This window comes from Pseudomonas sp. PP3 (assembly GCF_905336995.1).
GTDB classification, from domain to species: Bacteria; Pseudomonadota; Gammaproteobacteria; order Pseudomonadales; family Pseudomonadaceae; genus Aquipseudomonas; species Aquipseudomonas reinekei.
Genome location: NZ_HG995459.1, coordinates 3,422,452 through 3,435,569 on the forward strand (window position 1 = coordinate 3,422,452; position 13,118 = coordinate 3,435,569).

Here is a 13,118-nt window from a genome sequence, read left to right on the forward strand (position 1 = left end):
CTACGGCACCCGAAAAGGTGCAGGTGGGACCGAGCAATGTGCGTGCCACGTCGATTGTGGCACGCAGGGTTTACGCTTATCTCGTTGATTCTGAATGGGTATATGTGCAATCTGCAGGTTCGGAAGCATTCCTGTTGATGCACGCAAAGCACCAGAATGGAACCTTAAAGCCCGAATCAATGCGCAGTAAATGACGCCCCGTTGAATCGATAGACCGTAGACGCCGGCTCTGGACGACACTGCCCGTTATCCGCAGCCACCCCGACAATCGACCAGAGTGCCCGGGAATTCTCCCCCAACTCCCGAGCAGCCTCGGGCTTGAAACAGCGGCTCAGCACGTTATCCGGCACCAATGCATAGTCATCGGGATGCTCACGCAACCATTGCGCCGCCCGCTCAACCGTGGAATCAAGCATGCCGAAATGTACGATCGGCTGGCGGGCGAACAGCCAGTGCCCTTCGCTCCAGTTGACCAGCACCAGATCGGCGCCATGGGTCAGGGTGTTGGCCTGCGCCATGATCGATTCATTGGGGTTGGTACCGTCCCTGATCGGTTCGACAAAGCCCCGAGCGAACCACAGAGCAAACCAGGTCGCGACCAGCGCCGGGAATACTTTTCGAAAGCGAGGGCGCTGATGGAACCAGCGTTGCAGCAGCCACGGCACCAGTGGCGCGGCCACCAGCACCAGGCCCGGGAGTGCGGGGTAGATGTACAACTTGCGCTTGCCACTGCTGATGCAGAAAAACAGCACGACCAAGACCACCCAGCCCAGCAGCACCAACACCCGACCGTCGCGCTTTTGCAACTGACGCCGCCAGGCAGGCACCAGCCACGGCAACACCAGCACCAGCGGCAGCCAATACTGCGGAATGACGTTGGTGAAGAAGTACCAGAACGGTTCGCGGTGGTGCCATGCGGCGGCATAGCGCCCTGCGGTCTGGCGCAGGAGAATTTCTCGCGCATAGGCAATTTCATCAGCGCTGCCATTGAACGCGATGGACAAGGCCAGGGGCAGCAGCCAGATGGCAATGGCCGCCAGCATGATCACCCATCCGAGCAGCCACTTGCGCGCTTCACCCGGCATTGCCACCACGCCGGGCCAGCCTGTGCGAACCGCATAGGCATACGGGATCAACATCAGCGCCGGAAGAAATCCGACGCCTTTGGTGATCACGCCGATCCCCATCGCCGCGCATCCCACATAGAACCAGCGCCAGGCCGGCCCGAGCAGTAAATGTCGCGCCAGCCCGTAGAGGCCAAGGGTCGTGAACAGAATCAGGAAGCTGTCGATCTGCCCGGTGCGCAGGATGCTGTAGGTCTGGTAAGTCGCCAGGTACAGCAACGCGGCGATACGTCCGATGCGTTGGGTCCACAAGCGACGACCAAGGTCGTAGACCATTGCCGTCACCGTGACCGCCGAAAACAGCCCCGGAATATACAGCGCGATATTCGGTTTGCCGGTCAGCCAGACGAAGAACGCCACCGTCCACATGAAAATCGGCGGTTTGTCGCCGTAGATTTCCCCAGCCCGGTGCGGGATCAGCCACGAGCCGTTGTCCAGCATCTCCAGCGCCACGCCGAGGAAGCGCTCCTCATCGACGTTCTGCGCCTGACGCAACCCCAGGCCCGCACCGATCAATAACAAGGCAAAGAGCATCAGGCCCAGGCACTCGACCCGGGGTGGCAGCGTTCTGCGCATGACTTATTCCTTGAGGTCTTTGCTTCTTTTGATCAATTGCAAATTGCGCAGATAAACGATCGAGCCGAACGCCTGACCGGCGATGAACACCGGGTCCTGGCGATAGATCGCATACGCGAACAACAATGTGCTGCCGACGATGCTCAGGTACCAGAAACTGGTAGGAATCACGCTGCGTTTCTTGTATTCGCTGTACAGCCACTGCAAGACAAAACGACCGGTAAACGCAATCTGGCCGGCGAAGCCGACCATCAACCACAGGGCTTCACGGGTCAGCATCATCCTTCGATCTCCTGTGCATGGGTGTTCAGGCGGGTCCGGCGGATCAGCCACCACACCCCGACAAGATCGAGAATGCCCACCAGGGCACGGTCGAGGTTGCCGTACTTGGACACCCCGGTCGTCCGTGGCCGGTGGTTCACCGGGTGAACGATCATTCGGCCGTTGTGCCGCTGGATCAGGGCCGGAATGTAGCGATGCATGTGGTCGAAATACGGCAGGCGCAGAAACGCCGTGCGCTCGACCAGTTTCAAGCCGCAACCGGTGTCCGGCGTGGCGTCCTTGAGCAAACGGCTGCGCAGGCCGTTGGCGAAGCGCGACGCCCAGCGTTTGCTCGCGGTGTCGCGACGATTGACCCGGTGCCCTGCCACCAACTGCACATCGACCCTGCCCGGTTCGCCGCGCACCAGCGCCAGCATGCCAGGGATATCCGCCGGGTCGTTTTGCCCGTCCCCGTCGAGGGTCGCCAGCCACTGGCCGCGCGCTTCGCGGGCCGCGTGGTAAAGCGAAGTGCTCTGCCCCAGCGAACGTTCATGGTGCAGGATGCGCAAGGCGCTCAAGCCGTTGTGCTTGATCTGCCGCAGTTCGTGCAGGGTGGCATCGGTACTGCCATCGTCGACGACGATGATTTCGTAGGCCTCGTCAGCCAGCGCCACGCGGATTTCCTCAAGCAATGGCTTGAGGTTGTTCGCTTCGTTTTTTGCCGGAATCAGTACGGATACAAAAATGTCCTGGCTCATGGAGTCCCACGGCCCCGTACGGACGCACCGATCGGTGCGGTGCTACTGCTCGATAACCACGCCTGTTCCATGTTCTGTTCCACTCATGACGTTTCTAACGCGTTGTGTTGTCATGAAGCTTGTAGAACAGAAATGTTTCAGTTTCGGTGGTCTGGATGAATTGCGAACGGTGTTCCCCTTAAAAGCGACTACTTCGCATCCCCGCCTTGGGGCTTGTAGAACTTGAACAACCCGATGTTCGCGGTGTTGGTGTACTCCTTGGCCCAATTGGGTTTCACCGTGCGGTCGTGGAAGTAAAGTGCGCCTTTGGTGCGATCCGGCAGTTGCTTGTTCAGCGCCTTGCGCGCGATTTCCTTGGCCATCGCGTAAGGCACTTCCTCCTGAACCGAGTCGGCGCGCCCGTCACACCACCAGGAGAACTGGCAGTTCCTGGTTTCCGAGCCTTGCTTGACCACACCGCAAACCGTATCGGGAAAACCTCCATGACCGAGGCGGTTCATGACCACGTTGGCCACCGCTTCCATATCGGCAGCGTCCTTGCCTTTGGCCTCCCAGTAGATCGACCGGGCGAGACAGGTAATAGCGTCGTCCAGCGGCGCCTTGCCCGCCGGGTCCACGGCCTGCACTTCGGGTTGGGTGATGGCTTCAGACTTGGGGACCGGTGCCGGACTGCTGTTGTCGGCAGCCTTCTGCTCCAGTACCTCGGCCTTGTCTTCGGCGACTTTTCGGGTTTGCTGTTGATCGGCGGCGAATGCCGGACCGGCGAGCACTATCAGGGCGAGGCAGGTAGCTATCCAGTTATGGCGCATGGTTGGACAATACTCTGGTGGCAGTTCGCTTGAGTGTAGTAGTGAAATGATTGCACTTGCGCCACAACTTTCGGGAAAATCCGTTGCCTGTGACAAGGTAACTTCGCGCATCATGGGCGCAGTCAGCTCAAGGAGATATCCATGCGTTTCCTACCATCCGCCCTGCGTTTTGCCGGTTTGTCAGTGGGCCTGCTGTTGGCCGCCAGCGCCGTGGCGAGCGAAGAGTCGCAGTTGATCGAATCGATCAACGTCTATCGCAGCCAGTTGCAACGTTGCGCCGGCCAGGTCTCATCGGAATTGCCACCGCTGGCGGCCGACCCACGTTTGGCGCTGTCGGCCACCAGCATCGGCAATTTGCAGCAGGCCATGGTGACGGCGGGCTACCCGATGAAGAACGTGCAGGCGATCAGCCTCTCCGGGCCGCGCGATGCGTCATCGGCGATGAAAGCGATTCAGGAAAGTTTTTGCCAGATCGTGCTCGACCCGCAATTTGTCGATGTCGGCGTGAGCCGCCAGGACCGTGAGTGGCGAATTGTCGTGGCGCGTCCACTGTTGAGTGCACGCTTGGGTGACTGGCAGGCCGAAGGCCAGAAGTTACTCACCGAACTCAATGCCGCACGCACCAAACCGCGCCAGTGCGGCACGCAAGCGTTCAACGCGACCACGCCACTGGCCTGGAACGCTACGCTCGGCGCCGCCGCCGAAGCCCACTCCCGCTCGATGGCCAACAACAATTTCTTCGACCACAAGGATCGCGACGGCCGTACCCCGGGCGACCGCGCGGAGCTGGCCGGCTACAACTTCCAGCAAATCGGCGAAAACATCGCCGCCGGGCAAGACACCGTGCGCAAAGTCGTCGACGGCTGGCTGGCCAGCCCAGGCCACTGCGCCAACCTGATGAACCCACAGTTCAACGAATTGGGCGCGGCGTATGCCAATGATCCGAAGAGTGATGCAGGGATTTACTGGACGGCGATGTTTGGCGCGCAGTAGATCCCATCATAGATCCGCTCGATCAAGCGGTTACTGATACTGATTGGACGTCCCTGCCCGATGCTCTTAGTCTGCGCACAAGCCGTTAATCGCGGAGTACGCCACACCAGACGCCACGCGGGGATGTCATGTCGGAACGAATTTTGATCGATGGGTTCTCCCGCCGCGTGGACTATCTGCGGATGTCGGTCACTGACCGGTGCGATTTCCGTTGCGTGTATTGCATGGCCGAGGACATGCAGTTTCTGCCGCGCCAACGGGTGCTGACCCTGGAAGAGATTTATCAAGTAGCCGAAAGCTTCGTCGCGCTGGGCACCCGCAAGATTCGCCTGACCGGTGGCGAACCGCTGATTCGCAAGGGCGTGGTGCAACTGTGCGAAAAGATCGCCGCCCTGCCCGGCCTGCGTGAATTGTGCATGACTACCAACGGCTCGCAGTTGGCCAAACTGGCCCGGCCGCTGTTCGACGCCGGGGTCAGACGCCTCAACATCAGCCTTGACTGCCTGGACCCGCAACGCTTTCGCGAACTGACCCGCACCGGTGATCTGGCTCAAGTGATCAAGGGCATCGACGCCGCAATCCATGCAGGCTTTCGCCATACCAAACTCAATTGTGTGGTGATGAAGGGCCGCAACGATCACGAGATCAATGATCTGGTGAGCTTTGCCATCGAGCGCAATCTCGACATTTCCTTCATTGAAGAAATGCCGCTGGGCATCATCGATGAACACAGCCGCGCCGAATCGTTTTTCGCAAGCAGCCAGGTCCGCGAACGAATCGCCGAACGCTACACGTTGATTGAATCCGCCGAGTCGACCCAAGGCCCGTCGCGCTACTGGCGGCTGGCCGAGGCACCGCAGATTCGCCTGGGGTTCATTTCGCCCCACAGCCACAACTTCTGCGACACCTGCAACCGGGTGCGGCTGACGGTGGAGGGTCGCTTGCTGCTGTGCCTGGGCAATGAGCATTCTGTGGATTTGAAGGCCGTGTTGCGTAGCCATCCAGGGCAGCCCGAACGCCTGGAGAAAGCCATCATCGAAGCGATGAAACTCAAGCCCTATCGACACAGTTTCGAGGTGAACGACGAGGTTCAGGTCGTTCGCTTCATGAACATGACCGGCGGCTGAAACCGACGATCGTCAGAGCCAAATCATCGATCTGCTTGTCCAGCAAGCGGTTCAGATGAAACATCGACTTTCCAAATCGCTCAAGCATCGCTAGTGTCATCGCCTCCACGCGCATCGACACAAGGAGCTCAGGCTTGAGCGTCTCACCCGAACCGGAACAGTCCCTGCCTCAAGCCATCAGCCTGCGCGAAGCCTTGCGCTTCTGGATCAAGCTCGGCTTCATCAGTTTCGGCGGACCGGCGGGACAGATTTCGATCATGCATCAGGAGCTGGTCGAGCGCCGGCGCTGGATCTCCGAGCGACGCTTTTTGCACGCGCTCAACTACTGCATGTTGCTGCCCGGTCCCGAGGCCCAGCAACTGGCGACCTACATCGGCTGGCTGATGCACCGCACCTGGGGTGGCGTGATCGCGGGTGTGCTGTTTGTGCTGCCATCGCTGTTCATCCTGATCGGCTTGTCCTGGGTGTACATCGCCTTCGGTGAAGTGCCGGTGGTGGCTGGCCTGTTTTACGGGATCAAGCCGGCGGTGACGGCGATCGTATTGCAAGCCGCCCACAGGATCGGCTCGCGGGCATTAAAGAACGGCTGGCTGTGGGGCATCGCTGCCGCATCCTTCGTCGCGATCTTTGCGCTGAACGTGCCGTTTCCGCTGATCGTGCTCGGTGCCGCGGTGATCGGTTACTTCGGCGGGCGCCTGGCACCAGAAAAATTCCGCGCCGGTGGCCACAGCGCTGCGCGAAAAACCTTCGGCCCGGCACTCATCGACGATGACACACCACCGCCTGAGCACGCCCATTTCAGCGGCCGGAAGGTGATACGCCTGGCCGTGATCGGTGTGTTCCTGTGGACATTGCCCATGGCCACACTGACCGCGTTGTTCGGCTGGGACGGCACGCTCACGCAAATGAGCTGGTTCTTCACCAAAGCGGCGCTGCTGACGTTTGGTGGCGCTTACGCGGTGTTGCCGTATGTCTATCAGGGCGCAGTCAGTCATTACGGATGGCTGACGCCGACGCAGATGATCGACGGCCTGGCGCTGGGTGAAACCACGCCCGGGCCGCTGATCATGGTGGTGGCGTTCGTCGGCTTTATCGGGGGCTACGTGCTGCAAGTCTTCGGCCCGGACCAGGCCTTTGTCGCCGGTGCCGTCGCGGCAACGCTGGTGACCTGGTTCACCTTCCTGCCTTCGTTCCTGTTCATCCTCGTCGGCGGGCCGTTGGTGGAATCGACGCACAACGAACTGAAATTCACCGCACCGTTGACGGCGATCACCGCTGCCGTGGTGGGGGTGATTCTCAACCTGGCATGCTTTTTCGGTTACCACGTGCTTTGGCCCAAAGGCTTCGACAATCCCCTGGACTGGCCCTCGTTGCTGATCGCCATTGCGGCGGCCATTGCCTTGTTCCGCTTCAAGCGGGGCGTGATCGAAGTGTTGATCGGCTGTGGGTTGATCGGTCTTGGCGTGCACCTGCTGCGGTGAATGAAACATTTACAGGCGTCGCATTCCCCCCTAGTATCCAGACACGCCCGGCTGGCAGGTCCACCTGCCGCCGACGAACTCCAATGCCGGAAACATCCGTTATGAACCGCATTGTCAACCTGCCCATGGCCTTGAGCCGTTCCAAACTCCGTCACTCCGCACGTCCGCCGGATAGCACCCTGCTCGCCTGATCGCGCCCCAAACGCGTAGAGCCCCCTCCTTCGCTAATCCTTTGCCTGCATGCCCCGGATCTGTGTATCCGTCGTCGTGCCGAGGCCCGAATCCGTGCGTCCGCAGGACGCCAACGTGAGTGACGAACCATGAAATTCGCAGCCCTTGAAGACGCCCAGACTTTTCTGGCGAACAACCCTGATATCGACATGATCGAGCTGTTCATTCTCGATGCCAACGGCGTGCCGCGCGGCAAACTGTTGCACCGCGAAGAACTGCTGGCGGTGTATGAAAGCGGTCGTCCGCTGCCCAGCACCATCCTCGGCCTGACCTTGCAGGGCGACGATGTCGAGAACTCCGGGCTGGTCTGGGATGTGGGCGACATCGATTGCCGTGCCTACCCCCTCGAAGGCAGTCTGGTGCGGTTGCCGTGGCGGCAGATTCCGACGGCCGCGGTGCAAGTCAGCATGCACCCGCAACAAGGCATGCCGGCGAGCATCGCCGACCCGCGCCACCTGCTGATCAACGTGATCGAGCGTTTGAAGGCCGAGGGTTACTACCCGGTCATGGCGTGTGAGCTGGAGTTCTACTTGCTCGATGCCAAGCGCGATCATCTCGGCCGCCCGCAACCGGCGCTGGATGCTGACGGCGGTCGACCGCAACACACCCAGGTATACGGCCTGCGCGAGCTGGAACAGATCGAACCGTTCCTCGCCGACCTCTATTCGGCGTGCAAACTCCACGGCATTCCAGCGCGCACGGCGATTTCCGAATACGCACCGGGCCAGGTGGAAATCACCCTGGAACACGGCGATGCCTTGCAGGCGATGGACCAGGCAGTACGCTACAAACGCCTGGTCAAAGCCATTGCCCACCAGCACGGCATGCAAGCCACTTTCATGGCCAAGCCGTTCGATCATCTGGCGGGCACCGGCATGCACATGCACGTCAGCATCGCCGACGCCGATGGCCACAACCTGTTTGCCTCCGAGGACCCGGCGGGCACACCGCTGCTGCGCACGGCCATTGGCGGCATGCTCGCCTCCTTGCTCGATTCGCTGTTGCTGTTCTGCCCTAACGCCAACTCCTACCGGCGTTTCCAGGCCAACAGCTACGCGCCGCTGGCGCCGACCTGGGGTGTCGACAACCGCACCGTGAGCCTGCGCGTACCAGGCGGCCCGGCCAACAGCCGGCACATTGAACACCGCATCTGCGGCGCCGACGCCAACCCGTACCTGGCGGCAGCGGCGATCCTCGCCGGCATTCATCGCGGCATCAGCGAAAACCTTGATCCGGGCGAACCGGTAGAAGGCAACGGCTACGCACAGGCCACGCAAGTGCTGCCCACCGACTGGCTGACGTCGCTGACGGCACTGGAAAACTCGTCGTGGGCGCGGGATGCGTTGGGGCAGGAATTTCTTGGGGTGTATCTGGCAGTCAAACGTGCCGAGTATCGGCAGTTCATGGCGCAAGTGGGTGAGCAGGATTGGCGTTGGTATTTGACTGAGGCGTAACCCGTCGGTACCCCAATCCCTGTGGGAGCGAGCCTGCTCGCGAAGAGGCCGTGTCAGCCAACATCATTGCTCAATGACACACCGCTATCGCGAGCAGGCTCGCTCCCACAGGTAACTCTCTTTACCTGGACAAAACCATGACTCAACAACGCTGCAATTCCTACTACACCGCCACCCTCAACCAGGACACCGATTACCCGATACTGCAAGGCCTGCACCGGGTCGACGTGGTGATCATCGGCGGCGGTTTTACCGGCGTCGCCACCGCTGTCGAGCTCGCGGAAAAAGGCCTGAAAGTCGCCATCGTCGAAAGCCATAAAATCGGCTGGGGCGCCACTGGGCGCAACGGTGGCCAGGTCACCGGGAGCCTGTCGGGCGATGAAGCGATGCGCAAACAAATGCGCCGCACCCTCGGCGAGGAAGTCGACGACTTCATCTGGCACCTGCGCTGGCGCGGTCACCAGATCATCCAGCAACGCGTCGAAAAATACGGCATCGCCTGCGACCTCAAGCACGGCCATCTGCACGCCGCTTACAAGCCCAGCCACATGGACGGCCTGCGCAAGGATTACGACGAAGCCGTAAGGCGCGGCATGGCCGATGAAGTCAGCCTGCTCGACCGCAGCCAGGTCCGCGACCTGCTGCAAAGCGACCTCTACCATGGTGCAATCAAGAACACCCGCAACATGCATTTGCACCCGCTCAACCTGTGCATCGGCGAAGCGCGGGCGGCGCACAGCCTGGGCGCGCTGATCTTCGAAAACAGCGAAGTGCTGGAAATCATCCATGGCGCTACGCCCGGGGTGCGCACCGCCCACGGTCGCATCGATGCCAATCAAGTGCTGCTGGCCGGTGACGTCTATCACAAACTGGAACCGGGCAAGCTCAAGGGCAAGATTTTCCCGGCCATGGGTGGCATCGTCACAACCGCGCCGCTGGGGGATCTGGCCAAACAGATCAACCCCGAAGACCTCGCCGTGTACGACTGCCGCTTCGTCCTCGACTACTACCGCCTGACCGCCGACGGTCGCTTGCTGTTCGGCGGTGGCGCCAATTACAGCGGCAAGGATTCACGGGACATCGCCGCCGAACTGCGGCCGTGCATCGAGCAGACTTTCCCGGCACTCAAAGGCGTGGCCATCGACTACCAGTGGAGCTGCGCGATGGGCATTGTGATCAACCGCATTCCGCAACTGGGCAAGCTCTCGGACAACGTCTGGTATTGCCAGGGCTACTCCGGCCACGGCATCGCCACCACCCACATCATGGGTGAGATCATGGGCCGTGCCATCACCGGGCAGCTCGAACACTTCGACACCTTCGCCGCGTGCCAGCACATCCGCGTGCCGATGGGCGACTTGCTGGGCAACCCGATGCTGGCGGCGGGCATGTGGTACTACCAGATGCTCGAGCGACTGCGCTGAGTCGTCTGCCTTGGCACCGGGGTACTTTCAACAGGGATGTTGTCTGTGCCACCGCCGTCCCGTGACGGCCATGATGGAAATATCCAGCGGCAACCTCGCGCAATCTGTCCTCGCCCCAACACAAACCCTCTCGCCAGGTATCAATTGTTTCGATCTTTCAAATCATGAAGCCGAATTTTTTATTGGGAGATGACCTGTTCAAAATGGCGACCATCTCCCCCATTCCGGATGAACACTTCATGAATCTGAATTTTGCATTTGCCTGCATGATCGTGGTTTCGTTTACCATCGCGCTGGTACACACCTGACCCCTAACGGGCCTGCCCTCCATCCAGAGTCGATTCATGCTTTTTTCCCTTGTATCGAATGGCACCTTGCTCACGCCTCAACAGCCAAAGACGAGGGTGCCCTGGTGGAGCTTCACCAAAACCGTGCTGGCGGCGGCGGCCCTGTCACTGGTGCGAGACGGGCTGATTGCTCTCGATGATCCCCTTCCGGAGGGGCCGTTCACACTGCGGCAACTGCTGCGGCACGAGGGCGGGCTGGCGGATTATTCCGAACTCGCCGACTACCACGCCGCCGTGGCTCGCAATGACACCCCTTGGCCCGCCGATGAAATGCTGCAGCGCCTGGATGCCAGTCGATTGCGATACGCACCGGGTGAAGGCTGGCGCTACTCGAACGTCGGCTACCTGTGGGTTGCACGCATCATTGAGCGCATCACCGACCTTTCCCTTGAACAGGCGCTAACGCAGCGTGTGTTCGCGCCCCTCGACCTGTGCAATGCGCATCTGGCAAAGACCCGGCATGATTTGAACGGGGTGAGCATGGGAACCGCCGCCACTTACGACCCCGGCTGGGTCTATCACGGCTTGCTGGTCGGCCCGCTGGATCAGGCAGCGCGGTGTCTGGACCGAGTGTTGAATGGCGACTTTCTACCTGCGCCGCTGTTGCAGGACATGCAAACAGCGCGCGTCCTCGGCGGACCGATTGCCGGACGCCCATGGACCGCCCCCGGCTACGCGCTCGGCCTGATGCACGGCCCTGTGGCGAGCGGCTTGATCCTGAGCGGACACACCGGCGCCGGCCCCGGCAGCAACATCGCGGTTTATCGCGGCGTTCATGCCGGTAAATCCGCGAGTTGCGCAGTGTTTCATGAGGGCAGCGACGATGGGCTGGTTGAAGCAGAAGCGGTCAACCATCTGGCGGCAACCCTGGGAATTCTTTAGCTGCATCAATTGCTGGCGACATGCCCTGCAGTATCGGCATTCACCAGCGCCTTCAACGACGCGTCGAATTGCTTCAGCGCATTCACTTGCAGCTCGGTCTGCTGGCCAATCTGCGCGGCAATCTGCGGCGCGGCTTTGCCATGCACCCACACCGAAGGCATTTGCCGGGCACGCGAGCCCTCAGCCTGGCCGATGTACTGCAAGTTCGCATCGTAGAATTTGGCCATGAACCGCGCCTCAACCTGGCTGTTGCGCTTGGAAACCAGGCGGCTGTAAGTGTCGAGCATCACTACCACATCCGGATGGGCCTGCACCGCCGCATCGAGGCTGTCATAGGCCGTCACCGAAGCGAATTCTTTCTGCAGCGACCCCATCAACCAATTAATCGCCCGCTGCGGATCGGAGCTGTCGACAAACGCCTGGCTGATCCGCGAATCCAGCTGCGGATTCTTCGCGCCATTCACCGCCACGGCGTGGTAGCGCTCCAGATACTCCTGGGTATTGAGGGTGTTTTCGCTATAGAGCACCGCCACGGTTTTCGCTTCCTGCAAACTGGCAGCGCTATCGGCTATGGGCAGAAAGTGGCAGGACGGATCGGCCGCAACGGCCGGGGCAGCAACAGCAACGCTGCCGCTGAACACGGCAACAAAAGCCAGCAAGGTCGAGATTCTCATCGCGCTGATTCCTTCAAAGGCGAGATTGGTATGACCCTATCCTCCTCTGATGACAGAAAAACAGAACTTGCATTCTTTAATGATGGATATCGACCAAATGAATGGTAGCCATAACGCGTACGCGCCCTGCACTTGCGGATAAATCCGCTACCTTTAAGCCACTAACGAAGCATCCAGCCTGGAGAACGAAAATTTGAGTCTGTTCGAGCATTATCAGCACCTGATGGCCGACGAGGCCTTCATTCTGGCTGGCAAGCCGCTGCCTGAAGGCCTGCTTTTATCCAGCGAAGGCAGCCTGCAAACCTTCTATGCCCCTTTCGACCACATCAATGAACAGGCCCGCATTGTCATTTGCGGCATCACCCCAGGCCTGCAACAAGCGATGAATGCGCTCAACGAGGCCCGCCGCCAATTACGCAACGGCGCATCGGTGGCCCTGGCCAAGCAGGCCGCCAAGGAAACCGCGAGCTTCTCGGGGCCGATGCGACCGAACCTGATTGCCATGCTGGATCACATCGGTGTGCAGACCTACCTGGGCATCGATAGCTGCGAACGACTGTTCGAATCCCATCGACACTGGGTGCACTACACCTCGGCGCTGCGTTATCCGGTATTCCTGAACGGCGAGAACTACAGCGGTAACCCTGGATTGCTGAGCCGCGCCAGCCTGCGCAATCAGATAGAAAATCACCTGAGCGAAGAAATCCGCGCACTGCCCGCCAACTGCGTGTACGTGCCACTGGGCCCCAAGGTCGGCGAAGTGTTCGAATACCTGTTGACCCTTGGCCTGCTGCGCCCGGAACAGGTATTGAGCGGCTTGCCCCACCCCTCCGGCGCCAACGCCGAGCGCATCAGCTATTTCCTGGGGCGCAAGGACAAGGCGGCACTGTCCGTAAAAACCAACGCGGGCTCACTGGATGCGGCTCGGGAGCAATTGACGAAAAAGATTGGGCAATTGCGCGCGCCGGCGCGCTGAT

At 60.5% G+C, this 13,118-nt stretch carries 12 protein-coding genes and 1 pseudogene; 8 read left to right on the plus strand and 5 right to left on the minus strand.

Features of this window, described 5'->3' with window-relative positions; all coding sequences use genetic code 11:
* Positions 1-176: 176 nt before the first annotated feature.
* The 4 genes from KHO07_RS15455 to KHO07_RS15470 all read right to left on the minus strand — a co-directional run bounded on the left by KHO07_RS15455 (position 177) and on the right by KHO07_RS15470 (position 3,528).
* Positions 177-1,700 carry a glycosyltransferase family 39 protein gene (locus KHO07_RS15455; RefSeq protein ID WP_212624778.1) on the minus strand — a complete coding sequence of 508 codons (1,524 nt, stop codon included), beginning with the start codon at positions 1,698-1,700 and terminating at the stop codon, positions 177-179.
* 3 nt (positions 1,701-1,703) lie between these two features.
* Entirely contained in the window at positions 1,704-1,982 is a 279-nt protein-coding gene (locus KHO07_RS15460) for a lipid-A-disaccharide synthase N-terminal domain-containing protein (protein ID WP_150704572.1), read from the minus strand.
* Positions 1,979-2,719 (minus strand): glycosyltransferase family 2 protein, encoded by a 741-nt coding sequence (locus KHO07_RS15465; RefSeq protein ID WP_150732688.1) that lies wholly within the window; start codon positions 2,717-2,719, stop codon positions 1,979-1,981. Before KHO07_RS15465 ends, KHO07_RS15460 begins: the two co-directional genes overlap by 4 nt.
* Positions 2,720-2,907: 188 nt before the next feature.
* Positions 2,908-3,528, minus strand: a complete 621-nt coding sequence (locus KHO07_RS15470) for a cell wall hydrolase (RefSeq protein WP_212624779.1) — start codon at positions 3,526-3,528, stop codon at positions 2,908-2,910.
* Between the two features lie 141 nt (positions 3,529-3,669).
* Between KHO07_RS15470 and KHO07_RS15475 the strand changes: the two genes are divergently transcribed.
* From KHO07_RS15475 to KHO07_RS15500, 7 genes and pseudogenes are all read left to right on the plus strand, one after another.
* The gene (locus KHO07_RS15475; RefSeq protein ID WP_212624780.1) at positions 3,670-4,521 is read left to right on the plus strand and encodes a CAP domain-containing protein; all 852 of its coding nucleotides are present in this window, start codon (positions 3,670-3,672) and stop codon (positions 4,519-4,521) included.
* Between the two features lie 128 nt (positions 4,522-4,649).
* Positions 4,650-5,648 (plus strand): GTP 3',8-cyclase MoaA, encoded by a 999-nt coding sequence (moaA, locus tag KHO07_RS15480; protein ID WP_212624781.1) that lies wholly within the window; start codon positions 4,650-4,652, stop codon positions 5,646-5,648.
* Positions 5,649-5,782: 134 nt separating this feature from the next.
* On the plus strand, positions 5,783-7,129 hold the full coding sequence (gene chrA, locus KHO07_RS15485; protein WP_212624782.1) for a chromate efflux transporter: 1,347 nt from the start codon (positions 5,783-5,785) through the stop codon (positions 7,127-7,129).
* 320 nt (positions 7,130-7,449) lie between these two features.
* Positions 7,450-8,814 carry a glutamine synthetase family protein gene (locus KHO07_RS15490; RefSeq protein WP_212624783.1) on the plus strand — a complete coding sequence of 455 codons (1,365 nt, stop codon included), beginning with the start codon at positions 7,450-7,452 and terminating at the stop codon, positions 8,812-8,814.
* 15 nt (positions 8,815-8,829) lie between these two features.
* Positions 8,830-8,928, plus strand: a pseudogene (locus KHO07_RS29430) (metal ABC transporter ATP-binding protein); the annotation flags it as partial.
* 23 nt (positions 8,929-8,951) lie between these two features.
* Complete coding sequence (locus tag KHO07_RS15495; RefSeq protein ID WP_150732682.1) at positions 8,952-10,238, plus strand: FAD-binding oxidoreductase; 1,287 nt, start codon at positions 8,952-8,954, stop codon at positions 10,236-10,238.
* 344 nt (positions 10,239-10,582) lie between these two features.
* Positions 10,583-11,467, plus strand: a complete 885-nt coding sequence (locus KHO07_RS15500; protein ID WP_212624784.1) for a serine hydrolase domain-containing protein — start codon at positions 10,583-10,585, stop codon at positions 11,465-11,467.
* Between the two features lie 5 nt (positions 11,468-11,472).
* Here the strand turns inward: KHO07_RS15500 and KHO07_RS15505 are convergent, their stop codons facing one another.
* Positions 11,473-12,141, minus strand: coding sequence for an ATPase (locus KHO07_RS15505; protein ID WP_212624785.1), 669 nt, complete (start codon positions 12,139-12,141; stop codon positions 11,473-11,475).
* 193 nt (positions 12,142-12,334) lie between these two features.
* Between KHO07_RS15505 and KHO07_RS29185 the strand changes: the two genes are divergently transcribed.
* Positions 12,335-13,117 carry a hypothetical protein gene (locus tag KHO07_RS29185; protein WP_191635199.1) on the plus strand — a complete coding sequence of 261 codons (783 nt, stop codon included), beginning with the start codon at positions 12,335-12,337 and terminating at the stop codon, positions 13,115-13,117.
* Position 13,118 lies beyond the last annotated feature (1 nt).

What these genes read in the sequence shown, in the direction of transcription:
- KHO07_RS15455 (WP_212624778.1), bottom strand. Translation starts at nt 1,700, where the DNA reads ATGCGCAGAACGCTGCCACCCCGGGTCGAGTGCCTGGGCCTGATGCTC.
- KHO07_RS15460 (WP_150704572.1), bottom strand. Translation starts at nt 1,982, where the DNA reads ATGATGCTGACCCGTGAAGCCCTGTGGTTGATGGTCGGCTTCGCCGGC.
- KHO07_RS15465 (WP_150732688.1), bottom strand. Translation starts at nt 2,719, where the DNA reads ATGAGCCAGGACATTTTTGTATCCGTACTGATTCCGGCAAAAAACGAA.
- KHO07_RS15470 (WP_212624779.1), bottom strand. Translation starts at nt 3,528, where the DNA reads ATGCGCCATAACTGGATAGCTACCTGCCTCGCCCTGATAGTGCTCGCC.
- KHO07_RS15475 (WP_212624780.1), top strand. Translation starts at nt 3,670, where the DNA reads ATGCGTTTCCTACCATCCGCCCTGCGTTTTGCCGGTTTGTCAGTGGGC.
- moaA (WP_212624781.1), top strand. Translation starts at nt 4,650, where the DNA reads ATGTCGGAACGAATTTTGATCGATGGGTTCTCCCGCCGCGTGGACTAT.
- KHO07_RS15490 (WP_212624783.1), top strand. Translation starts at nt 7,450, where the DNA reads ATGAAATTCGCAGCCCTTGAAGACGCCCAGACTTTTCTGGCGAACAAC.
- KHO07_RS15495 (WP_150732682.1), top strand. Translation starts at nt 8,952, where the DNA reads ATGACTCAACAACGCTGCAATTCCTACTACACCGCCACCCTCAACCAG.
- KHO07_RS15500 (WP_212624784.1), top strand. Translation starts at nt 10,583, where the DNA reads ATGCTTTTTTCCCTTGTATCGAATGGCACCTTGCTCACGCCTCAACAG.
- KHO07_RS15505 (WP_212624785.1), bottom strand. Translation starts at nt 12,141, where the DNA reads ATGAGAATCTCGACCTTGCTGGCTTTTGTTGCCGTGTTCAGCGGCAGC.